This window comes from Caulobacter sp. 10L414, from assembly GCF_056395525.1.
In genome coordinates, this window is the sequence record NZ_JBFTJR010000038.1 from 1 (window position 1) to 16001 (window position 16001).

Here is a 16001-nt window from a genome sequence, read left to right on the forward strand (position 1 = left end):
GCGGCAGGCCGCGAGGCGGGGAAGGCGTCGCCCGCGCGGCCGGCGCGGCCGCCGGCGCCGGCGACTTGGYGCGACGCAGGGCGTCCTTCCAGGGCGGATCGCTCATCCGTCGTCTTCTTCCTCGGCGGCCCGTCGCTTCTCGATCAGCGCGCGCACCCGCTCCTCGAACAGCGCCGGCGGCGGGATGGGCACCAGCTTGGTGCGCATCAGGCTCGAGCCCTCGGCGCTGTACTGGTACTTGGCCGCGTAGCTGGCGCTGACGCTGCTGGCGCTGACCGCGCCGCCGCCGCCGAACGGCGTCCAGAAGCCGCCGGCCTTGACCGTCGTGCTGCTGCTGCTGCGCTTGATCTCGGTCTCGGACTTGAACGAGATCGACATCTTCAGCTCGATCACGGTGTCGACGAACTGGTAGAAGGTCGGCGTGAAGCCGAGCTCCAGCAGGCTGTACTCCTGGCCGTCGCCGAACTTGACCATGTAGGTCTTCGACTTGGCCCCTTCGCCTTCCTTCTCCTCGTCGGCGTCCTCGTCGTAGCCGGCCATCAGCCGGGCTATCCGCAGCGACACCATGTCGAGCTGCAGCTGGGCGGTGGCGATGCCGACTCCCAGGCGCTGGACCATCTCCGGAAAGGGGACGGCGAGCAGTTCGGTGCCCACGCTCATGGCGCGTTCTCCCTCCGGGACGTTACGGGTTCACGGGGGCGGGGTTCTGGGTTCCCAGCTTCTTGTCGAGCAGGCGGCGGCGACGCTCGACCTCCTCGTCCAGCTGACGGCGGATCCGCTCTTCCAGGATGGCCGGGGGCGGGATCGGCACCAGCTTGGTGCGCAGCAGGCTCGAACCCTCGGCCGAGTAGCTGTATTTGGACGAGTAGCTGGCGTCGACCTGGCTGGTCGAGACCTGGGTCGTGTTGCTCGTGCCAGCCTTGCCGCGGAACAGGCTCCAGCTGAAGCTCGAGCCCTTGGTGGTCACCTGGCTGGTCGCCTTGGAGGTGCGGGTGGACTCGCTGCTGTAGGTGATCTTGATGGCGATCTTCACCTCGATGATCGTGTCGACGAACTGGTAGAAGGTGGGCGAGAAGCCCAGCTCCAGCATCGACAGGCGCGTCGGCACCCGGATCAGGGTGGTGTCGGGGTTCTCGCCGTTGTCCTCGGCGGCGTCCTTCTGGTCCTTGACGACCTTTTCCAGCGCCTTGGTGTCGCCACCGGAGATGGCGTTGTCGGCGGCGATGTAGGCCAGGGCGTCGCTGGCGGTCATCAGGTCGTAGCCGAAGAAGATGCGGCTGTCGTCGAAGGTGGTCTTGCCCTCGTCGTCGGTCACGGCCTGGAGGCCGCCCATCATCTCGGCCACCTCGATGCTGTTGGCGTCCAGCTTGATCTGGCCCTCGGCGATGGCGAAGGCCATCTGGCGGATCATGTCCCCCATGGGGACGTTCAGAAGCTCTCTCCCGATCGACATGTCTGGTCCTTCCTAGGGATTGGGCGCGGGCGCAGGGGTGGGCTCGCTGATCTTGCGAAGCAGGTTTTCGAGATTTTCGGGCGGCGGCAGGCTGACCAGCCGGGCCGCGATCGAACTCATGCCCTCGGCGCTGACCGAGAACTTGCGCGCGTAGCTGACGTTGACCGAGGCGGCGACCATGACGAAGCCGGCCTGCACGCCGACCGTGGCCCCGGCCGAGACGCCGAATTCGGTGCTCTCGGTCATGCTGAACGACAGCTTGGCCTCCACCGTCGCCTCGGTGAAGCTGTAGAAGGTAGGCGTGAAGCCGAGCGAAATCAGGTTGTGCGTCTCGCCGCCCAGTTCGATCTCGGCCTCGGCCATGGCCTTGGCCGTCTCGATGCTGTTGCGGTCGAGCGCGGACTGCGCCTGGGCGATGGCTATGCCTAGGCGTTCGATGATCTGCGGCAGCGGCGCGGACAGCAGCTGCCGGGTGACGGACGCGGTCTCGCTCATGGCGTGGGCGTCGGGGTCGGCGTGGAGCCGTTGGTCGGCGCCAGATAGGTCTTGATCTCGTCCAGGAACTCGACGGGCGCGGGCACCGCGACGATGCGGGCCGAGATGCTGCTGTTGCCGTTGATCGACTGCTCGAACTGCCGGCTGGTGCGGTAGTCGACCGACAGGCCCACGGCGACCGAGACCTTGGGCTTGTCGGCGCTGGCGGTCGGGCCGGCGGCGATCTTGTCGAGGGCCTTGGTGACGCTGGCGCCGTCGGCGGCCGACAGGGCGATGTCGTTGGCCGACAGGGTGACCAGATTGATCACCACCGCGTCCTTGGCGTCGGAGAAGCTGACCACGCCGCCCTTGCGCACGGCGCGCACGCCGTGGGTGGCGCTGCCGGCGTTGACGTCCCGCGCCAGGTTGAAGGCGTAGGCCTGGGGCGAGTTGGCCTCCAGCGTGGTCGAGCCGTCATTGGCCGCGGTTCCGCTGATCGCCACCGAGGTTTCCGAGGCCCCGACCTTCACCGCCGTGCCGTCCACCGGAACGGCGGTGAAGTGGCGCACGATGATGAAGCCGTTGCCGCCGCCCGAGCTGGTCTTGTCCGGCGTCGGCGTGGCCTGCAGCTGGGTCCCGGCGGACTCGACCACGATCAGCAGGTCGTTGGAGTCGGCCAGCAGCACCTCGGCCCGGCGGAACTGCTGGTTGGCGACGTTGTCGACGGCGCCCTGGGCCTTCCAGCTGGCTTCGCCGCGGCTTTCGACCTTGCGGATCTGGCCGGGCGCGACGCCGTTGTCGCGCAGGAACTCGGCCACTTTGTTGGCGCGGTCCAGGCCCAGCTTCTGATTGTAGGGGTCGGTGTCCACCCGATCGGTGAAGCCGACGACGTCGACCGTCGCGCCGTTGGCCTTCAGCGCCCGCGCCACCAGGGTCAGCTCCTCGATGGCGGCCTGCTTGAGGTCGGACTTGCCGCTGTCGAACAGCGCCAGGCCCAGCGTGCCGCCGCCGACCGGCAGGTCGGAGCCGACCGGATCGCGCAGCAGCTTGGCCTTGAAGCCGCCCAGCGTGTTGATCTGGCTGGCGACGGCGCGGGCGTAGAGCAGGTTGTTGGCCTTGGCGTCGACCTTGGTGCTCTTGCCCGAGGCCAGCACGAACTCTTCGCTGGTGTTGTTGGTCGGGGTCTCGACGATGCGGATGACGCCCAGGCTGGCCTCCGAGGCGGCGTAGAAGGCCACGCTGGTGTCGGTCTTGATCGGGTTCTTGGCGGTGTCGGGTTCCAGCTTGAACGGCACCTTCGTGCGCTTGGCGCTGACATAGGCCCGCTCGAACTTGCCGGTGGGCGTGCCCAGCTTCTTGGCCAGGTCCTCGGCGGCGGCCTCGACGTCGGCGCCGGCGGCGTCGGTCTTGGTTCCGTCGACGGTGACGCTGGCCGGCAGGCTCTTGAGCGTGACCTGGGCCTCGCGGGCGTTGGCCGGAGCCTGGGGACCGCCCTGGCCGAAGCCKAAGTCGAGCTTGCCGCCGATGCCGAAGGCGCTGGCCTCGCCGACCTTCATGGTCAGCTGCATCGAGACCGTCAGGTCGGCGTGCTGGTAGTGGTAGAACGGCGGCGACAGGCCCAGCTGCAGCAGGCTCTTGCCGCCCAGGCCCGGACGCGGCTCCACGTACTCGCCGACCTGGGCCAGGCTGTTGAGGTCGAGCGCTTTCTGGGCGTCGGCGATCGACAGGCCCATGGCCTTGATGAACTCGGCGACGCTGGCGTCAGCCAGGATCTGGCCGGGCGTCATCTTCTCGATGGGGTTCTCGTCAGCCATGCATCGGCTCCTTGATCCGCGGCTCCTTGGGTCCCACGGGGGACTCACAGGCGCGGGCGCTGTCGACGGTGTCGGCGCGCACGGTCCAGTAGCCGTGGGCGCGCTGGGCTTCGGCCATGCGGACGGCCGGAACGCCGAGGCCGCGGGCCGTCCAGGCCAGGAGGTCGCGGGACAGGGGCAAGGCCCCGTCCAGGGCGATGGCGGCGGCCAGGCTCTCGCGGGCGCCGGTCACGTCGCCGGCCTTGAGGCGGTTGACGCCGCAGCGTTCGAGCAGGCAGGCGCGATCGCGGCGCTGGAAGTCGCTGGGCGTTCCATCGCCCAGTTCGGCGGCGGCGCTGCAGGCGGCTTCGTGGGCCAGCATGGCGGCCTGTTCGTTGGCGCCGGTGCGCTCCAGGCTTTCCAGGACGCAGTGCAGGTAGTGCCGGGCGAAGACCTGCGGGGCGCGCACGCCGTGGGCCAGGCGCAGGGCTTCGCGATACTTGGCCAGCGCCTCGTCGTGCCGGCCCTTCAGCGCCAGCAGCTTGCCCGCCTCGGCGACGCCGGCGTGCAGGCGATGCACGTCGATGGCGGGCGTCATGCGCGGGCCTCGGAGAACAGCACCTCGGCCCCGGCCGCTTCCAGCCGATGGCGCATCAGCCGCGCGCGGGGGCGCGGCATCAGCGCCGTCGAGACGGGGGCGGCTTCGGGCAGGCCGATTTCGGCGAGCACCCGGGCCGGTGCGGAAATGATGTCCAGCGCCTGGTAGGAGAAGGTCTCCAGTTCCGCGCGCACGGTCAGGCCGGCCTCGGCGTAGGCGGCCATGCGGCCCTCCAGGTCGGCGAAGGCGACGCCGGCCTCGACGGGAACCGGCAGCGCTTGGCGCAGCAACTCGAAATCCTCGGCCGGGACGCCGGCCAGCGCTTCCAGCGCGGCGGCGCCTTCGACGGGAGCGGCGACCAGCTCGACGGTGAAGCGCAGGAAGGCCTGGTCGACGATCCGCACCTGCTCGGGAGCTTTCAGCCGCCGCCACAGGCTGTCGGCTTCGCTGCGGCCAAGATCGAAGACGGTGGCCGAACCGCCCGGCGTCAGATCCGCGCCGTTCGGCAGCCTCTGGCGCAGGATGCCGATCTGCAGGTGCGACAGGTCGCTGGCGAACAGGGCGAAGCGGGCTTCGTCCGGACGGCTGGCGGTCAGCCGCACGGCGCCGGCGGGCAGGGCGGCCGCCAGGGCGCGGACCGTGGCTTCGGTGACGGCCCCCAGGATCACGCCCGGCGGGGTCAGCAGCAGGTCGAGGGCGGCGGCGGCCTCCATGCCCAGGAACCGGCCGAGCACAACGCCCACGGCGTCGGCGGCGTCGAGGTCCAGGAGTTCGCCCGCCAGGTCCATCGACGGCGCGCGGGCCGGGGCCGGGCCGGCAGGCGCGACGGCGGCTTCGACCCCGAGGGTTCCGATCAGTTCGGCCAGGCGCGTCGCGTCCTGCCGGGGCAGGCCCGCCAGCAGCCGTGCCGGGGCGCGGTAGAGCGCGTCGACCACGGTCTCGACGGGCAGTTCCAGGGCCTGGCTGAGTACGGACGCGGCGCGAGGCGACGCGTTTCCGATGCTGGTGATCAGCAGGTCGGCGGCCTCAGGTTCGACGCTTGGATACGCAACGCTGGGGAACACCGACGACTCGAGCACCAACACCTCCCTCAAGGCTGGTTTCGACCGGGGTAATCCACGCTCTAGTTGGCGCGGCTCGGGACTCGTGTCAGAGTTGTATCACTTTGTAAAGTTCTGAAATCTTGCACGTGGTGAATATGCGCCATGTGCGTTCGGTCGTGTGCGGACGATCGGCGCTAGCGCCTTGTCAGCAAGGCTCCCGCGCCGCCCAGCGCGGCCAGGGCGGCGGCCATGAACACGCCGCGCAGATCGCCGCCGGTCGACGCCACGGCGATGCCGAGCAGCGGGCCCAGCGCCTGAGAGGCCGCCACCGCCACGTTCATCAGGCCAAGGTCGCGGCCGTTGCGGGCGCCGTCCGGCAGCACCTCGGCCACGAGGGCCAGATTGCTGGTCGAATAGACCCCGTGTCCGATCCCGAAGATGATCTGGGCGACCAGCGGGCCGGGCCATTCGGGAGCAAACAGCAGCAGCGCCACGCCCGCGGCGATCAGCACCCCGCCGGCGATGACCATCGGCCTGCGGCCCAGCCGATCCGACAGCGGGCCGCTGGCCGCGCCGGCCGCCAGCATGCCCAGGGTCGAGGCCGTCAGCAGCAGGCCGAACGCCGCCTCCGGCGTCACCCCCGGCAGGCGGCTGGCCAGGTCGCCGCGGTCCTTGAGGTAGAAGAACAGGTAGAGGGTGTGCAGCGCCACGGCCGTCTCCACCAGCAGGCGCGAGACGAACACCATCCGGAAGCGCCCGTCGGCGAAGGCGGTGAGCCGGAGGCTAGGCCAGGCGATGGGCGCGCGGGCCGGGGCGGGCGGCTCGCGCAGGGTCAGGGCGAAGGGTAGGACGAGCAGGGCGGTGGCCGCCACGACGGCGGCGTAGCGGCTGGCCGCCGAGACCAGCAGGGCGCTGACCACCAGGGCCGTGAACAGCTTGGAGGCCGGCAGGGCAAGGCCCGCCCAGGCCGCCGCCGCGCCCTTCTGGTGGTCGGGCACGAGGTCGGGCAGCACGGCGGCCAGCGGCGCGTAGAGGGCGTTGACCGCTAGCTGCAGCAGCACCACCGCGCCCAGCATCTGCCAGGGCGTCTGGGCCAGGCCGACCAGAACCAGGCTGAGGGCGGTGGCGGCCCAGCCGCCGAGGATCCAGGGACGGCGGCGGCCCAGGCGGCCGCGCGTGGCGTCGCTGAGCGCGCCGAAGGCGATGTGGGCGATCGCGGCGGTGATCGCGCCGACGATGGAGATCTGGCTGAGGGTCAGGTCGCGGGCGTGCGGGGCCACCTCGGCGGCCTTCAGCGGCGCCAGCAGGGTTAGGAACGGAATGAAGGAGATGAAGGCGCCGGCGTTGGCCAGGCCGTAGCCCGCCAGGAAAAGGCGCGATCGCCCGTTGCCGGCGTCGGTGTCGGGAAATGGGCGGCCGCCTTGATCCATCCGTGGTTTATGCGATCAGGACAGCTTGCGGTCGAGCTATTGTCAGCCCGGCCGTTCGTCCCCATCGTGTCGCCCAGCGTTCGGTTCGGAGAGTTCATTGACGGCAAGACGGCCCACCATCGACGACGTGGCGCGCCTTTCGGGCGTCGCGCGGACGACGGTTTCGCGGGTGCTCAACGACGGCCCCAACGTTCGCGACGAAGTGCGGGCCCGGGTGATGGAGGCCGTCAAGGCGCTGGACTACAAGGTCAATCCGCAGGCCCGCTCGCTGGCGGGCGGCGGCAGCCGGCTGCTGGGCCTGGTGTTCGCCTCCGACCTCGAGAGCGAGCCGAACTCGTTCTATCACTCAGCCTTGGAACTGGGCGCGCTGCGTGGTTGCCTGGAGCTGGGCTACCAGCTGGTCACGCGCCATATCCCGCTGCAGAGCGCCGACCGCCAGCAGCAGGTCTACGACCTGATCGCGATCCAGCGCTGCGAAGGCTTGATCTTCACGCCGCCCTATTCGGACGACGCGCCGCTGATCGCCGAGGTGCTGCGGCGCGGCTGCAAGGTGGTGTCGATCTCGCCGGGCGGGGCGGGCAGGGGCCTCGCCGACGGGGTGGGCATGGACGACGAGGCCGGCGGCTACGACATCGCCCGCCGCCTGATCGAACTGGGCCATCGCCGATTCGCCTTCATGGGCGGCATCGAGGGCCACCTTTCGGCCGATCGACGCCTGGACGGCCTGATGCGCGCGCTCCAAGAGGCGGGTCTCGGGCAGGCCGACCTGATCCAGGTGCGGGGCGACTTCACCTTCCGTTCGGGGGTCGAGCTGACGCCGCGCCTGCTGGACGATCCGCTGCATCCGACAGCCCTGGTCTGCGCCAACGACGACATGGCCGCCGGGGCGCTGTCGGTGGTCCACGGACGTGGCGTGAAAGTGCCGCAGGACCTTTCCGTGACGGGCTTCGACGACACCCCGGTGTCGGCCATCGTCTGGCCGCCGCTGACCACCGTGCACCAGCCGCTGAAGGACATGGGCCGCCGCGCCGTGGCCCTGCTGGCCAGTCGCCTGACCGGCGGCCGATCCGAGGCCGAACCGGAGTTCGACTGCCTCGACCACGCGGTGGTCGAGCGGGGCACAGCAGCCTCCGCGCCCTGATCGAACGTCGATCCCCTTGACAAGGCCGACGCGTTGCGGCCTTTGTTGGAAGCGCTTCCAATTCACGAAAGCGCGGCTTTTCGACGCCGAATCCGCAAGAGACGGGGCGAGGAGGGCCAGGGAAGAGACGCAGGAGGGGAGAGTACCTTGATCCATCACGCCCATACGAGCGCGCCCGTTCGCGCCGGCGCCCGGCGCTTCAAGCGTCTGGCCTACGCCTCGGCCGGGGCCCTGTCGCTGCTGGCCGGCGCCGCCCACGCCCAGGACGCCGCCCCCGCCAAGGAAGACACCGCCGTCGACGAGGTGGTGGTCACCGGCTATCGCCGCAGCCTGGAGAAGTCCGCCGAGATCAAGCGTCGCGAGGTCGGCGTCGTCGAGGCCGTTTCGGCCGAGGACATCGGCAAGCTGCCCGACGTGTCGATCGCCGAGTCCCTGGCGCGCCTGCCGGGCCTGACGGGCCAGCGCGTCAACGGCCGGGTGCAGGTGATCTCGATCCGCGGCCTGTCGCCCGACTTCTCGACCACGCTGTTGAATGGCCGCCAGCAGGTCAGCGCCGGCGACAACCGCGCCGCCGAGTTCGACCAGTATCCGTCCGAGCTGCTCAACAGCGTCGTCGTCTACAAGACCTCGAACGCCGCCCTGATCGGCCAGGGCCTGTCGGGCACGGTCGACATGCGCACCGTGCGCCCGCTGGACCAGAAGGGCCGGGTGATGACGCTGAACGCCCGCCGCGAAGTCAGCGATCTCGACAAGGCCAATCCCGACGGCTCCAAGAGCGGCTATCGCTTCAGCGCCTCCTATATCGACCAGTTCGCCGACGGCACCATCGGCGTCGCGCTGGGCTACGCCCACCTCGACAGCCCGACCCAGATCCAGCAGTACAAGGCTTGGTACTGGGAGCAGCCGGCCCAATTCACCGGCGCCAACGCCGGCGCCTACAGCCTGGGCGGCCAGGAGATCTTCGCCACCAACCGCGACCAGGTGCGCGACGGCTTCATGGGCGTCCTGGAATGGCGGCCCAACGACAAGCTGCACTCGACGCTGGACCTGTTCTACTCGACCTTCGACCAGAAGGAGGTCCGCCGCGGCATGCAGTGGTTCTCCAGCCCCAGCACGCCCGACGCCACGGTGTTCCTGAACCCCGGCTTCACCAAGGTCGGCAACTCGCTGATCAACACCTCGGGCACGGCGACCAACGTCACCCCGATCGTCCGCAACGACCGCAACACCCGCAAGGACGAGCAGTTCGCCCTGGGCTGGAACACCTCGTACGTCTCTGGCGCGACCACCTACACGGCCGACATCGGCTACTCGAAGGTCGAGCGCCGCGAGCAGATCCTCGAGACCTACGCCGGCTACGGCCCGATCCGCACCTTCGACAACATCGCCTACGACCTGAACTTCAACGGCGTGGGCAAGTACACGACGGGGCTGGACTACGCCGACGCGACCCACATGCAGCTGGGCGATCCGGCGGCCTGGGGCGGCTGGGGCCATGACGGCGCCATCCGTTTCCCCGAGGTCGAGGACCGGATGTTCACCGGCGACTTCCGCATCGACCACGACGTCTCCGAGACCCGTCTCGGCGGCTTCCTGAGCAGCGTGCAGGCCGGGATCAACTACGCCGACCGAAAGAAGGATAAGACGGTCTCGGACAACGACCTGTTCCTGAAGAACGGCCGCGCTCCGACCACCGTGGCCTCGCAATACCTGCTGGAGCCGGCCTCGCTGGCGTTCGCGGGCGTCGATCAGGTGCTGGCCATCAACCTGCAGAAGGCCCTGCCGGTCTATTACAACATCGTCCCGATCGGGAACGCCGACGACTATAACAAGGACTGGAAGATCCAGGAGCGCCTGACCACGGCCTACCTGATGGCCAAGATCGACACCCATGTCGGCGCGCTGCCGATCAAGGGCGACATCGGCCTGCAGTACATCTCCACCAAGCAGGAATCGACGGGTTACACCGTCAGCGGCGGCACGGCCCAGGCGCCGAGCCTGACCAGCGTCGAGGACACCTACGACGAACTGCTGCCGAGCCTGAACCTGACGGCCGAGCCGGTCGAGAACCTCTATGTCCGCTTCGGGGTGGCCAAGACTTCGGCCCGTCCGCGCCTGGACGACATGCGCGCCAGCATCACCGCCGGCGTCGACGCCCTGACCTTCCGCTGGAGCGGCTCGGGCGGCAATCCGTACCTGAAGCCGTGGAAGGCGACCGCCTTCGACCTCTCGGTCGAGAAGTACTTCGCGCCGGGGACCTACATCGCCGTCGCCGGCTACTATAAGGACCTGGAGACCTACATCTACAACAAGTCGGTCGACTACGACTTCTCCAACGTGCCCAACACCGGCACGGTCCAGCCGATCAGCAACATCGGCCTGCTGACCCGTCCCGAGAACGGGGAGGGCGGCAAGCTCTACGGCTACGAGATCTCGGGCGCGGTCGACTTCGGGCTGATCACGCCGTGGCTGACGGGCTTCGGCGCCTATCGCGGCTTCACCCAGGTGCTGGCCGACGAGCAGGTCGACGCCCAGATCGGCTACGAGTTCCAGGACGGACCGCTCAAGGGCCTTTCGGCCGTGTTCCAGGTCAACAACCTCGACAACAGCCCCTACCGCACCCGCACCGGCGTGCTCTCGGACGGCACCCTGCTGCCCGAGACCAACGACCAGTACGGCCGGCAGTACATCTTCGGTCTGAACTACAAGTTCTGACCCCTGCGCGCGGAGGGTCGATCCCTTCCCCTGGCCCTCCGCGCTTTTTTTCGTTTCGACGACGCTCCCTTCAAGAGGCTCCGCGCGCCGTGACCCCGATCAAATCCATCGCCGTCGTCGGCGGCGGCTCGGCCGGCTGGATGAGCGCGGCCTTCCTGTCGGCCATGCTCGGGCCGGGGACCGCGATCACGCTGGTCGAGTCCGACGAGATCGGGACGGTCGGGGTGGGCGAGGCGACGATCCCGCCGATCCGCCAGTTCAACGCCATGATCGGCCTGGACGAAGGCGCGTTCCTGGCCGCCACGCAAGGGACCTACAAGCTTGGCATCGAGTTTCGCGACTGGGGCCGCGTTGGCGACAGCTACATGCACGCCTTTGGCGCGATCGGGCAGGGCGCCGGCACGCTGTCGTGCCACCAGCACTGGCTGGCCGATCGCGACCGTCCGGGCGCCCCCAGCCTCGAAGCCCTGACGCTCGGCGCGGGTCTTGCGCGGGCGGGACGGTTCTCGCCGCCGCAGAAGGACCGGCCGCGTTCGCCCCTGTCGCGGCTGGCCCACGCCTATCACTTCGACGCGGGCCTCTACGCGGCCTTCCTGCGCAGCCACGCCGAGGCGCGGGGCGTGACCCGGATCGAGGGCCGGATCGTCGAGGTCCGCCAGGAGTCGGCGCGCGGCCGCATCCAGAGCCTGCGCCTGGCCGACGGTCGCGAGGTGGCAGCGGACTTCTACATCGACTGCTCGGGTTTCCAGGGCCTGCTGATCGAGCAGACGCTGAAGGCCGGCTGGGACAGCGCCAGGCGCTGGCTGCCCTGCGACCGCGCCCTGGCCGCGCCGACCCTGACGCCCGGTCCGATCACGCCCTATACGCGCGCCACCGCGGTGGACGCGGGCTGGCGGTGGCGGATCCCGCTGCGCCACCGCACCGGCAACGGCCTGGTCTACTCCAGCGACCATCTGAGCGACGACGAGGCGCATGAGCGGCTGATCCAGGGCCTTGATGGCGAACTGCTGGCCGATCCGCGTCCGATCCGTTTCGAGCCGGGCCGCCGCAAGGCCGGCTGGATCGGCAACTGCCTGGCCGTGGGCCTGGCCGGCGGGTTCCTGGAACCGCTGGAGTCGACCAGCCTGCACATGGTGCAGACGGCGCTCTACCGCTTTCTCACCCTTTATCCCGACGCCGACTGCGATTCGGCCCGCATCGCCGAGTACAACCGGCTTTCGGCGCGCGAGTTCGAGCAGGTGCGCGACTTTGTGATCCTGCACTACGTGCTCAACGCCCGCGACGAGCCGTTCTGGCGGCAGGTGCGCGAGACCCCGCCGCCCGACAGCCTGGCCCGCAAGCTCGAGCTCTTCGCCGCCTTCGGGCATATCGAGCGCGAGAGCGACGAGCTGTTCTACGAGGAAAGCTGGGTGCAGGTGCTGCTGGGGCAGGGGGCCTCGCCGGCCGCCGCCCATCCGCTGGCCGCGCTGAAGAACCCGGCCGAGCGCGCCGCCTTCCTCGACCAGATCGCCGCCGTCAACGCCGCCTGCGTAGAGGCCTGCGACACCCACGACGCCTACCTGGCCGCCGTCCTGGCGCGCGCCGGGGCGGCTTCCACGCGTCCCTTGATTTCGACCACCACGGAGTAGCCCATGACGACCGCCGCCCAGCCTTCATCCGCCCTGCGGATCCTGCGCCGGACCTCCGCCGCCGTGGCGTTGCTGGCCCTGTTGCCGGCCGCGAGCCTGGCCCAGACCATGCCGACCAAGGACAGCGCGCCGCTGGCCGCGCGGGCGAACGACCCGGTGTGGGCGCGCGCCGACGCGCTGGTCAAGCAGATGACCCTGGACGAGAAGATCACCTATCTGCACGGCCTGTTTCCGCCCAACACCAAGCCCGCGCCCGCCGACATGATCCCCTCGGCCGGCTACGTGCCGGGCGTGCCGCGCCTGAAGATCCCGACGCTTCGGGAAAGCGACGCCAGCCTCGGCGTCGCCAACCAGGTCGAGCAGCGCAAGGGCGACACCGCCACGGCCCTGCCGTCGGGCCTGGCCCTGGCCGCCACCTTCGAGCCCGGGCTGGCCTACGCGTCCGGCGCGATGATCGGCGCCGAAGCCCGCGCCAAGACCTTCAACGTGCTGCTGGCCGGCGGCGTCAACCTGACCCGCGACCCGTGGGCGGGCCGTAACTTCGAGTACCTGGGCGAGGATCCGCTGCTGGCCGGCGAGATGGCCGGGGAGTCGATCCGCGGCGTGCAGAGCAACCACATCGTCTCGACCATCAAGCACTTCGCCATCAACTCGCAGGAGACCGGCCGCCACGTGATGGACGCCCGCATCGGCGAGGCCGACCTGCGGGAAAGCGACCTGCTGGCCTTCCAGATCGCCATCGAGAAGGGACAGCCGGCCTCGGTGATGTGCGCCTACAACAAGATCAACGGCGACTGGGGCTGCGAGAACGACTTCCTGCTCAACAAGGTGCTCAAGCGCGACTGGAACTATCCGGGCTGGGTGATGTCGGACTGGGGCGCGGTGCACAGCACCACCAAGGCCGCCCTGGCGGGCCTGGACCAGCAGTCGGGCCAGGAGCTCGACAAGCAGATCTACTTCGGCGACGACCTGAAGGCCGCCGTGGCCAAGGGCGAGGTCAGCCAGGCGCGGGTCGACGACATGGTCCGCCGCATCCTCTACGGGGTGATCGCCACCGGCCTGATCGACAACCCGACCCCGGCCAGCGCCCAGCCGATCGATTACCTCGGCAACGCCAAGGTCGCCCAGGCCCTGGCCGAGCGCGGCGCGGTGCTGCTGAAGAACGACCGGGACCTGCTGCCGCTGGCCAAGAGCGCGAAGAAGATCGTGCTGGTCGGCGCCCATGCCGACGTCGGGGTGCTGTCGGGCGGTGGTTCGTCCCAGGTGCGGTCGGTCGGCGGCGCGCCGGTCGAGATCCCGCTGAACGGCGGCGAGGCGGCCTCGTTCGTGCGCGTCACCTGGCACGCCTCCTCGCCGCTGCAGGCGATCAAGGCGGCCTATCCGAACGCTGAGGTGTCCTATGTCGACGGCAAGGACCCGGCCGCCGCCGCCGCCGCGGCGCGCGACGCCGACCTCGCCATCGTCTTCGCCTGGCACTGGCAGACCGAGGCGCAAGACGCGCCCTCCATCGCCCTGCCCGAGAACCAGGACGTCCTGATCGACGCCGTCGCCGGCGCCAACAGGAACTCGCTGGTCGTGCTGGAGACCGGCGGCCCGGTGCTGATGCCGTGGCTGGACCGGGTCGGCGGCGTGCTGCAGGCCTGGTATCCGGGGCAGCGCGGCGGCGAGGCCATCGCCGGCATCCTCAGCGGGGCGGTCAATCCGTCGGGCCGCCTGCCGATGACCTTCCCCAGGACCGAGGACCAGGCCCCGCGCGCCTCCGCGCCGGGCTATGCCGAGCAGGCCGCCATCGACGACGCCCGCCGCGCGGGCAAGGAAGCCGGACCGATCAAGGGTTTCCCGGTCGAGTACGGGGAAGGCGCGGCCGTCGGCTATCGCTGGTTCGCCCAACAGAAGCTGCAGCCGCTCTATCCGTTCGGCTACGGCCTGTCCTACACGACCTTCGGCTACCGGAACCTCAAGGTCGAGGACGGCGACGGGCTGAAGGTCAGCTTCGACGTCACCAACACCGGCAAGGTGGCCGGCGCCGACGCGCCCCAGCTGTACGTCACCGCCGGCAAGCGCAAGTCGATGGTGCGCCTGGCCGGCTTCCAGAAGGTCGCCCTGCAGCCGGGCGAGACCAAGCGGGTGACCCTCAGCGTCGACTCGCGCGTGCTGGCCGACTACGACACGACCAAGCCCGGCTGGACCCTGCCGGCCGGTTCGTACCCGCTGTATGTCGGCGCCCACGCTGGCGATCCGGCTCTGACCGGTTCGGCCAAGCTGAAGGCCTGGAGCCGCAAGCCGTGATGCGCATCGCCCTGATCTCGACGGCGGCGGTCCTGGCCCTGGGAGGCTGCGCCAGCGTCTCCCCGGCGCCCGAACGCGTCGCCCGCGCCTGGGTGACCACCGGCGACAAGACCCAGCTGCTGGCCGAGCAGCCGCCGCTGGCCAATCTGCCGGCGGGGCAGGGCGCTGACCTGCCGGTCGTGGCCGTCGACGCCGCCGCCCGCGACCAGTCGATCGTCGGCTTCGGCGCCTCGATCACCGACGCCTCGGCCTGGCTGATCCAGACCAGGATGTCGGCGACGCAACGCCAAGCGCTGCTGTCGGAGCTGTTCGGGCGCGGGGAGGGCGGCCTGGGCTTCAGCTTCACCCGCGTGACGATCGGCGCGTCGGACTTCTCGCTCGACCACTACAGCCTGGACGACGCGCCCGGCGGCGCGGCCGATCCAGAGCTGAAGCACTTTTCGACGGCGCGGCCGGAAGCGTACGTGTTCCCCACCGTGCGGGCGGCGCTGAAGGTCAATCCGGACCTGAAGGTGATGGCCTCGCCCTGGAGCGCGCCGGCCTGGATGAAGACCACCGGTTCGCTGGTGAAGGGGCAGCTGAAGCCAGACGCCTATCCGGTCTATGCCGAGTTCTTCGCCCGGTACGTCACGGCGGCCAAGGCCCAGGGCGTGCCGACCGACTATCTCAGCATCCAGAACGAGCCCGACTTCGAGCCCGAGAACTATCCGGGCATGCGCTGGCCGGCCGCCGACCGGGCGCGGTTCTTCGGCGAGAACCTGGGTCCGGTCTTCGCTCGCGAGCGGATCGGAACCAAGGTGCTGGACTGGGACCACAACTGGGACCAGCCGCAGCAGCCCATGACCGTGCTGGCCGATCCCAAGGCCAGAGCGTTCGTCGCGGGCGTGGGCTGGCACTGCTACGCCGGCGATGTCACCGCCCAGGACGAGGTGCGCAAGGCCCATCCCGACAAGGACGTGTTCTTCACCGAGTGCTCGGGCGGCCAGTGGGCGGCCAAGTTCGACGAGAGCTTCCTGTGGATGATGGACAAGCTGATCGTCGGCTCCACCCGGGGCGGGGCGCGCGGCGTCCTGATGTGGAACCTGGCGCTGGACGAGAAGTACGGTCCGCACGCCGGCGGCTGCGGCGACTGCCGGGGCGTGGTGACCATCGACCAGGCCACCGGCGCGGTCGAGCGGAACCAGGAGTACTACGCCTTCGGCCACGCCAGCCGGTTCGTGAAGCCGGGCGCGGTGCGGGTCGGCTCGCCGGCCGAGGTGGCCGGCCTGAAGACGGTCGCCTTCGTCAATCCCGACGGCGGCAGGGCCCTGATCGTGCTCAACCAGACCACCGAGGAAAAGGCCTTCGCCATCGTCGACGGCGCCCGGCGCCTGCAGGGCAAGCTTCCCGCGAGGTCGGCGGGCACCTTCGTCTGGTGACTTGAAGGGGCGGCGGAAG

At 69.9% G+C, this 16001-nt stretch carries 12 protein-coding genes; 5 read left to right on the plus strand and 7 right to left on the minus strand.

Annotated elements, in window-relative coordinates; all coding sequences use genetic code 11:
- Positions 1 to 102 precede the first annotated feature (102 nt).
- From AC1DCG_RS15645 to AC1DCG_RS15675, 7 genes are all read right to left on the minus strand, one after another.
- Positions 103 to 660, minus strand: coding sequence for a hypothetical protein (locus tag AC1DCG_RS15645; protein ID WP_165259996.1), 558 nt, complete (start codon positions 658 to 660; stop codon positions 103 to 105).
- Positions 661 to 682: 22 nt separating this feature from the next.
- On the minus strand, positions 683 to 1453 hold the full coding sequence (locus tag AC1DCG_RS15650; protein WP_205691702.1) for a hypothetical protein: 771 nt from the start codon (positions 1451 to 1453) through the stop codon (positions 683 to 685).
- A gap of 12 nt (positions 1454 to 1465) precedes the next feature.
- Positions 1466 to 1948, minus strand: a complete 483-nt coding sequence (locus tag AC1DCG_RS15655) for a hypothetical protein (protein ID WP_205691703.1) — start codon at positions 1946 to 1948, stop codon at positions 1466 to 1468.
- A complete protein-coding gene (locus AC1DCG_RS15660) occupies positions 1945 to 3741 on the minus strand; it encodes an OmpA family protein (protein WP_477041542.1) in 1797 nt (598 codons plus the stop codon). Before AC1DCG_RS15660 ends, AC1DCG_RS15655 begins: the two co-directional genes overlap by 4 nt.
- Positions 3734 to 4318 carry a peptidylprolyl isomerase gene (locus AC1DCG_RS15665; protein ID WP_165260000.1) on the minus strand — a complete coding sequence of 195 codons (585 nt, stop codon included), beginning with the start codon at positions 4316 to 4318 and terminating at the stop codon, positions 3734 to 3736. Before AC1DCG_RS15665 ends, AC1DCG_RS15660 begins: the two co-directional genes overlap by 8 nt.
- Positions 4315 to 5397, minus strand: coding sequence for a hypothetical protein (locus AC1DCG_RS15670; protein ID WP_477029781.1), 1083 nt, complete (start codon positions 5395 to 5397; stop codon positions 4315 to 4317). Before AC1DCG_RS15670 ends, AC1DCG_RS15665 begins: the two co-directional genes overlap by 4 nt.
- A gap of 158 nt (positions 5398 to 5555) precedes the next feature.
- Positions 5556 to 6791 (minus strand): MFS transporter, encoded by a 1236-nt coding sequence (locus AC1DCG_RS15675; protein ID WP_477029780.1) that lies wholly within the window; start codon positions 6789 to 6791, stop codon positions 5556 to 5558.
- A 97-nt stretch (positions 6792 to 6888) separates the two neighbouring features.
- Between AC1DCG_RS15675 and AC1DCG_RS15680 the strand changes: the two genes are divergently transcribed.
- From AC1DCG_RS15680 to AC1DCG_RS15700, 5 genes are all read left to right on the plus strand, one after another.
- Positions 6889 to 7932 carry a LacI family DNA-binding transcriptional regulator gene (locus AC1DCG_RS15680; protein ID WP_165260006.1) on the plus strand — a complete coding sequence of 348 codons (1044 nt, stop codon included), beginning with the start codon at positions 6889 to 6891 and terminating at the stop codon, positions 7930 to 7932.
- A 147-nt stretch (positions 7933 to 8079) separates the two neighbouring features.
- A complete protein-coding gene (locus tag AC1DCG_RS15685; protein WP_477041543.1) occupies positions 8080 to 10647 on the plus strand; it encodes a TonB-dependent receptor in 2568 nt (855 codons plus the stop codon).
- An 89-nt stretch (positions 10648 to 10736) separates the two neighbouring features.
- A complete protein-coding gene (locus AC1DCG_RS15690) occupies positions 10737 to 12275 on the plus strand; it encodes a tryptophan halogenase family protein (RefSeq protein WP_477037070.1) in 1539 nt (512 codons plus the stop codon).
- Between the two features lie 3 nt (positions 12276 to 12278).
- Entirely contained in the window at positions 12279 to 14564 is a 2286-nt protein-coding gene (locus AC1DCG_RS15695; RefSeq protein WP_477037069.1) for a beta-glucosidase, read from the plus strand.
- Positions 14564 to 15982, plus strand: a complete 1419-nt coding sequence (locus AC1DCG_RS15700) for a glycoside hydrolase family 30 protein (protein ID WP_477029785.1) — start codon at positions 14564 to 14566, stop codon at positions 15980 to 15982. The genes AC1DCG_RS15695 and AC1DCG_RS15700 overlap by 1 nt, the downstream gene beginning before the upstream one ends.
- The last annotated feature ends 19 nt before the right edge of the window (positions 15983 to 16001 follow it).

Bases quoted from the DNA above. Each gene is read 5' to 3' on its own strand.
- AC1DCG_RS15700 (WP_477029785.1), top strand. From the start codon at position 14,564: ATGCGCATCGCCCTGATCTCGACGGCGGCGGTCCTGGCCCTGGGAGGC.
- AC1DCG_RS15665 (WP_165260000.1), bottom strand. From the start codon at position 4,318: ATGACGCCCGCCATCGACGTGCATCGCCTGCACGCCGGCGTCGCCGAG.
- AC1DCG_RS15655 (WP_205691703.1), bottom strand. From the start codon at position 1,948: ATGAGCGAGACCGCGTCCGTCACCCGGCAGCTGCTGTCCGCGCCGCTG.
- AC1DCG_RS15645 (WP_165259996.1), bottom strand. From the start codon at position 660: ATGAGCGTGGGCACCGAACTGCTCGCCGTCCCCTTTCCGGAGATGGTC.
- AC1DCG_RS15650 (WP_205691702.1), bottom strand. From the start codon at position 1,453: ATGTCGATCGGGAGAGAGCTTCTGAACGTCCCCATGGGGGACATGATC.
- AC1DCG_RS15695 (WP_477037069.1), top strand. From the start codon at position 12,279: ATGACGACCGCCGCCCAGCCTTCATCCGCCCTGCGGATCCTGCGCCGG.
- AC1DCG_RS15675 (WP_477029780.1), bottom strand. From the start codon at position 6,791: ATGGATCAAGGCGGCCGCCCATTTCCCGACACCGACGCCGGCAACGGG.